Genomic DNA, 6,059 nt, shown 5'->3' on the forward strand with positions numbered 1-6,059 from the left:
CGTCCTCCAGGCGTCCACCGTCGGTGACCTGCGTGTCGTCGCCGCCCGCGTCCCCGACGGCGTGCCCGCCGGTGACCTGCGGACCCTCGCCAACGAGGCCAGGGGCCGGTTCGGCTCCGAGGCCGGTGTGGTGTTCTTCATCTCCAGCGACACCGAGTCGGGCAAGGTGCCGTTCATCGCCGCCGCGACCGACGCGGCGGTGACCGCCGGGGTGAAGGCAGGCGACGTCGTCAGGACGGTCGCCCCCTACGTCGGCGGTCGTGGTGGTGGCAAGCCCGCCATGGCGCAGGGCTCCGGATCCGACGTCGCCGGTATCGACGCGGCGGTCAAGGCCGTCCGTGATGTCGTGGCCGACGCCACCGGCGCGAAGTGACACGAGGAGTCGACGTGACCGGAGCTCAGCACGGGCAGCACCCGCACCGTCCTGACCCGGTGCCCGACCGGCCCGGCGGGGACGACCCGGGGCGGGGACGCCGCCTCGGACTTGACGTCGGCACCGTCCGTATCGGAGTGTCACTGTCCGATCCGGACGGCATTCTCGCGACCCCGCTGGAGACCGTCCAGGCGGACAAGACCAGCGGCGCCTGGCCGGGTGAGGAGTTCCCCCGCATCCTCGAACTCGTCGCGGAGAACTTCGTGGTGGAGGTCGTCGTCGGTCTGCCTGTGTCCCTGCGGTCCCACCGCACCGCTTCGACCCGGCGCGCCGAGAATTACGCCACCCGACTTCGCCGCGAGCTGGACATCCCCGTGCGGCTCGTGGACGAGCGTATGTCGACCATGGCCGCGACAAACGCCATGCACGCTTCCGGGGTGAGCCAGAAGAAGGGCAGGTCCCGTATCGACCAGGCCGCCGCCGTGCATATCCTGCAGGGGTGGCTGGACGCGCGGAGGGCCTTCGCCGCCCGATACGGCGGGCCAGATAACGATTTGTGATCTTTCTGTGCGAGAATGAGCGACTGAGAATGCAGTATCCCCTCTGAGCACCCCCGTGCTCTGGAAAGGCGCGGAGAACCACAGCAATGCCCGGAACAACCACCACCTCACCGACATACCGTCGGCGACGCCAATGGTCCATCGCCGTCGGTGCCGCCCTCGTCATCCTGCTGGTATTCGTCGTCACCTATGTCTACTGGCAGCGCGAGATCATCGGGACCCGGGACTACGAGGGTCAGGGCAACGGAAAGGTCGTCCTGGTGCGTGTCGAGGAGGGGGACACGGTCTCCGGACTCGTCCCGCAGCTGCTCGCCGACAATGTGGTGGGCTCCCGCTCCGCGATGATCAGCGCAGCAGACCGGGCCGAACAGACCGGTGGTGCCCGTGACCTCCAGGCCGGCTACTACGCCCTCCGGGAGAAGATGTCGGCGGACTCGGCCCTCGCCGCCCTCACTGACGACAACCGGCGCCTGGGCGTCATCGACATCCCCAATGGTACGACCCTCGACGACACCGCAGTCGTCGGAGGGGAGGCCCGCACCGGCATCCTGACGATGATCGCCGCGAACTCCTGTCGGGAGGGACTCACCGACGGCCTCGAGAGTTGTGTCACCGTCGACCAGCTCCACGAGACCATCGCCACCACCGCGCCCGCCGATCTCGGAGTTCCCGACTGGGCCGCCGCCGAGGTCGACGCCCGCGGAGCCGACGCCCGACGTATCGAAGGCCTCATCTCACCGGGCGTCCATCTCTTCGACCCGACCTCGGGCCCGGTCGACATCCTGCGTGAGCTGGTCTCCGGTTCCGTCGTCGAGTACGAGGGCACCGGTCTCGTGGAGATGGCGGCGACCGTCGGACTGACTCCCTACCAGGTCCTCACCGCAGCATCCCTCGTCGAACGCGAGGCCCCGGCCGGCGACTTCGACAAGGTCGCCCGCGTCATCCTCAACCGTCTCAACGAGGACCAGATGCTGCAGTTCGATTCGACCGTCAACTACGACGTCGACGAGCAGGAGGTCGCGACCACGGAGGAGGACCGGGCCCGCGAAACCCCATGGAACACATACGCCAAGAAGGGCCTGCCGGACACCCCGATCGCCTCACCGGGCGTGGAGGCGCTGCAGGCGGTGGAACGTCCCGCCGACGGTGACTGGCTCTACTTTGTCACCGTCGACCAGGAGGGCACCACCGTGTTCAACCGTGACTTCGCCGCCCACGAGGCCGCCATCGAGGAGTCACGCGCCAACGGGGTGCTCGACAGTGCCCGGTAGTCCGGTCGAGGAGGTGTACGACGTCGAGGGTTTTCTCACCCTCGCGTCCGCGTCCCCGGAACTGACCCTCTGCGCCGTCCTCGGGCGACCGGTCGGTCACTCTCTGTCTCCGGTCATCCACGGCAGTGCCGCCAGTGCATGCGCCGTCGACGGGGTCGGTCCCGTCGACTTCCGGTACGTCCGCGTCGAGGCTGGGGAGGCCGATGAGATCGCCCGGCTCCTCACCTGCTCACCGGCCTGTGTGGCTGGATTCTCCGTCACCATGCCGGGGAAACCCCGTGCCCTGACTCTCGCTGACGAGGTCACCGACCGCGCTGCCGCCATCGGCAGTGCCAACACCCTGGTCCCGCTGCGCGACGACGCCGGAGTTCCCACCGGTCACTGGCGGGCGGACAACACTGATGTCGTCGGCGTCACCACCTGCCTCGACGCCGTCCTCGGTGACGCGGGGGCAGACCGCGCCGTCGTCGTCGGCAACGGTGGCACCGCCCGCCCCGCCGTCGCCGCCCTCGCGGCGCGTGGACTACGCCGGGTCGATGTCCTCGCGCGCTCCGGGAGGGCCCTGAAGCTCCGGGACCTCGTCGAGGGCCTCGGAATGGAGTTCTCCTGGACCCGGTTGGACGCCCCGGAGATTGCCGAGGTCTGCGCGGCCGCCGACATCCTGGTCTCGACCGTCCCGGAGGTCGCCGCCGGTGAACACGCCGAAGCCCTGGCCCGGTCGGCAGCGGTCGTCGACGTCATCTACGACCCGTACCCGACGCGACTGATGACGGCGGCACGTGCCGCCGACCGCCCGGTCGCCGACGGGCTGCTCATGCTCGCAGGACAGGGTGCTGAACAGTTCCGGCAGTTCACCGGCGCGACAGCGTCAGCCGCCGCCATGTACTCTGCACTGCAGGAGTACCTCGGTACCGACGGGCGCTGAGCCGGGCGACCACCGCCAGAGCCGGGGTCGGGGTGGGGCCGGGAACGGGGGAGTTGATGTGGGGTGGTGTGTGGGATCTGCTGTGGACATCAGTGGCGCTGACCTGGTCCGTGGCGTTGACGGTCACCGATCTGCGGGAGCGTCGGCTACCCGATGCGCTGACCCTCCCCGCTGTCGCCGTGGTGTGGGTGTGGTGCGTCTTCCACGCCCACCTGTGGGCATTGACCGGGGCGCTGGCCTGGTGGGTGCTGTGTACTCTGCCCGGAACGCTGGGCCCACGGCTACGTATCGGTGGAGGAGACGCCAAACTCGCCCTGTCCCTCGGAGCGGCGGCGGCGGTGGCCGGTGGACCGGTGGGATGGTGGGTCGCGGTCACGGCGTCCTCCCTGATCACCCTCCTGTTCGCTGTCCCGTCACGCCGGGTCGACGAAAGCCGCCGGCCGGGGCTGCCGCACGGACCCGGGATGCTGGTGGGTACCTGGCTCAGCATCTTTCTCACGATGTGACACAGGGGTCGGAGGACTGTTCCACCCCGTGACGCGGGGTCATGTGACGGGCCGGAGGCGCACGTGCCACAATGAGCACATGCTTCGTTGGACGACTGCCGGGGAATCCCACGGCCAGGCCCTTGTCACCATCGTGGAGAACATGCCCGCCGGTGTGCCCGTCACCCGCGCCGACGTCTCCCGTGAACTCGCGCGTCGTCGTCTCGGCTACGGCCGCGGCGCCCGGATGAAGTTCGAGGCAGACGAGGTGACCTTCCTCGGTGGTGTCCGCCACGGACTCACCCTCGGCTCACCGGTCGCCGTGATGGTCGGCAACACAGAGTGGCCGAAGTGGACCACCATCATGTCCACCGACCCGCTGGACCTCGGTGACCCCGACGTCGCCAAGGAGATGAACTCCGGGCGCGGCGCCCGTCTGACCCGCCCGCGTCCCGGCCACGCCGATCTCTCCGGAATGCTCAAGTACGGCCATACCGAGGCGCGTCCGATCCTGGAGCGCTCCAGCGCACGCGAGACCGCTGCCCGTGTCGCCGCCGGCACCGTCGCCCGAGCGTTGCTGCGAGAGGTCACCGGTTCGGAGGTCGTCAGCCACGTGGTCTCCATCGGCCCGTCCACCCCTTACGGGGGCCCGGCGCCGTCCCCCGCCGATCTGGCGGCGGTGGATGCTTCACCGGTCCGCGCCTTCACCGCGCAGACCGACGCCCACGAGAAGTCGATGATCGGGGAGATCGAGAAGGCCAAGAGGTCCGGTGACACCCTCGGTGGCGTCGTCGAGGTCGTCGTCACCGGCCTGCCGGTCGGGCTGGGCAGTCACGTCGCCTGGGATTCCCGTCTCGACGGTCAGCTGGCACAGGCACTGATGAGTATCCAGGCGATCAAGGGCGTGGAGATCGGTGACGGTTTCGCTGAGGCCCGTCGCCGCGGCTCAGAGGCGCACGACGAGATCTTCGCCGGGGCGGCCGGGATCGAGCGGCACACCAACCGGGCCGGTGGGCTGGAGGGCGGCATGACCAACGGTGAGCCGCTGCGCGTGCGCGCCGCCATGAAGCCGATCTCCACGGTTCCACGCGCCCTGGCCACCGTCGACACGGACACCGGTCAGAAGGCCTCCGGCATCCACCAGCGCTCCGACGTCTGCGCGGTCCCCGCCGCGGGTGTCGTCGCCGAGGCCATGGTCGCCCTCGTCCTCGCCCGGGCCCTGCTGGAGAAGTTCGGGGGTGACTCGCTGGCGGAGACGCGACGCAACTACGCCGCCTATCTCGCCGAGGTCGATGCCCGGTTGCGCTGGGACGCCGACACCGCACCGGCCGACCGGGGGGAGCAGTAGCATGCAGCAGGACCGGCCGGTGCCGCGGGAGGGCCAGGGGCGTCCCCGTCTCGTGCTCGTCGGCCTGCCCGGCGCCGGCAAGTCGACGATCGGCCGCCGTCTCGCCCACGCACTGCACTGCGGCGTGGTGGACACCGACATCCTCATCGAGAACGACCGTGGCCGCCGCTGCGGCGAGATCTTCAGCGAGCTCGGGGAGCAGGCCTTCCGTGAACTGGAGGAACGGCACGTCGCTGATGCGCTGCGCACCGAAGGTGTCGTGTCCCTCGGAGGTGGAGCGGTGATCTCGGCGAAAACGCGTGCCCTTCTCGTCGACGAACTCGTCGTCCATCTCCGGGTCTCCGCCGAGGAGGGGGTGCGTCGGACGTCCGGGGACGCGAACCGCCCGGTCGTCGCCTCCGATGACCCCGTGGCCCGTTACCGTCAGCTGCAGGCCGAGCGGGCCCCGTTCTATGACGAAGTCAGTGACCTCACGGTCACCAGCGAGGGGCGCGACCCCCGGCAGACCGTCTCCGAGGTCCTCCATTTCCTGGAGTCCGTCGAAGAGGACGACCACCGAATCACCACCATAGTCAAGGAGTCCACCTTGTCATCAACGTCTTCAACGTCATCAACGTCATTGACGTCATCAACGTCCGCGACCTCGGCCGGCTCCCGTCGCGTCCGCGTCGCCACCGACCACCCCTACGACGTCGTCATCGGACGCGGTCTCACCGGTCAGGTCGCAGACGCTGTCCCGGGTGCCGGGCGGGCCGTGGTGCTGCACCAGCCGCCGTTGTCGGGGCTTGCGCAGCGTATCGCCGAGGGGCTGCGCGCCGCCGGTGTCGAGCCGGTGCTCCACGAGATCCCGGACGCGGAGGACGCGAAGACGGTCGCCGGTGCCGCTGAGTGCTGGAATGTCTGCGCGGACGCCGGACTGTCACGGCAGGACGTCATCGTCGGTGTCGGTGGTGGCGCGACGACCGACCTCGCCGGGTTCATCGCCGCGACCTGGATGCGGGGAATCCGGGTCGTCCAGTACCCGACCACTCTGCTGGCCATGGTGGACGCCGCCGTCGGCGGCAAAACCGGCATCAACACGGCCGCCGGCAAGAACC

The 6,059-nt window shown here is 69.5% G+C and carries 7 protein-coding genes; all 7 read left to right on the top strand.

The annotated features are described in order from the left end of the window. On the top strand, positions 1 to 373 hold a 373-nt coding region (locus tag QZV72_RS13515), incomplete at its 5' end, for a DHHA1 domain-containing protein (protein ID WP_297009155.1). Positions 374 to 432: 59 nt separating this feature from the next. Beyond that, positions 433 to 933: a Holliday junction resolvase RuvX gene (gene ruvX / locus QZV72_RS13520; RefSeq protein WP_297009161.1), complete on the top strand. Its 501-nt coding sequence runs from the start codon at positions 433 to 435 to the stop codon at positions 931 to 933. A gap of 86 nt (positions 934 to 1,019) precedes the next feature. Continuing rightward, positions 1,020 to 2,204: an endolytic transglycosylase MltG gene (gene mltG, locus QZV72_RS13525; RefSeq protein WP_297009156.1), complete on the top strand. Its 1,185-nt coding sequence runs from the start codon at positions 1,020 to 1,022 to the stop codon at positions 2,202 to 2,204. Then, positions 2,194 to 3,129, top strand: coding sequence for a shikimate dehydrogenase (locus QZV72_RS13530; protein WP_297009157.1), 936 nt, complete (start codon positions 2,194 to 2,196; stop codon positions 3,127 to 3,129). The genes mltG and QZV72_RS13530 overlap by 11 nt, the downstream gene beginning before the upstream one ends. Before the next feature lie 56 nt (positions 3,130 to 3,185). After that, on the top strand, positions 3,186 to 3,635 hold the full coding sequence (locus QZV72_RS13535) for a prepilin peptidase (protein ID WP_297009158.1): 450 nt from the start codon (positions 3,186 to 3,188) through the stop codon (positions 3,633 to 3,635). A gap of 79 nt (positions 3,636 to 3,714) precedes the next feature. Continuing rightward, positions 3,715 to 4,962 carry a chorismate synthase gene (gene aroC, locus QZV72_RS13540; RefSeq protein WP_297009159.1) on the top strand — a complete coding sequence of 416 codons (1,248 nt, stop codon included), beginning with the start codon at positions 3,715 to 3,717 and terminating at the stop codon, positions 4,960 to 4,962. Position 4,963: 1 nt separating this feature from the next. Further along, the coding region (locus QZV72_RS13545) for an iron-containing alcohol dehydrogenase (protein ID WP_297009160.1) at positions 4,964 to 6,059 on the top strand (1,096 nt) is incomplete at its 3' end.

The organism is uncultured Corynebacterium sp. (genome assembly GCF_902782855.1).
In the GTDB taxonomy this organism is placed as follows: domain Bacteria; phylum Actinomycetota; class Actinomycetes; order Mycobacteriales; family Mycobacteriaceae; genus Corynebacterium.

Coding starts and splice junctions, on each gene's coding strand:
- QZV72_RS13535 (WP_297009158.1), top strand. CDS start 3,186: ATGTGGGGTGGTGTGTGGGATCTGCTGTGGACATCAGTGGCGCTGACC.
- mltG (WP_297009156.1), top strand. CDS start 1,020: ATGCCCGGAACAACCACCACCTCACCGACATACCGTCGGCGACGCCAA.
- aroC (WP_297009159.1), top strand. CDS start 3,715: ATGCTTCGTTGGACGACTGCCGGGGAATCCCACGGCCAGGCCCTTGTC.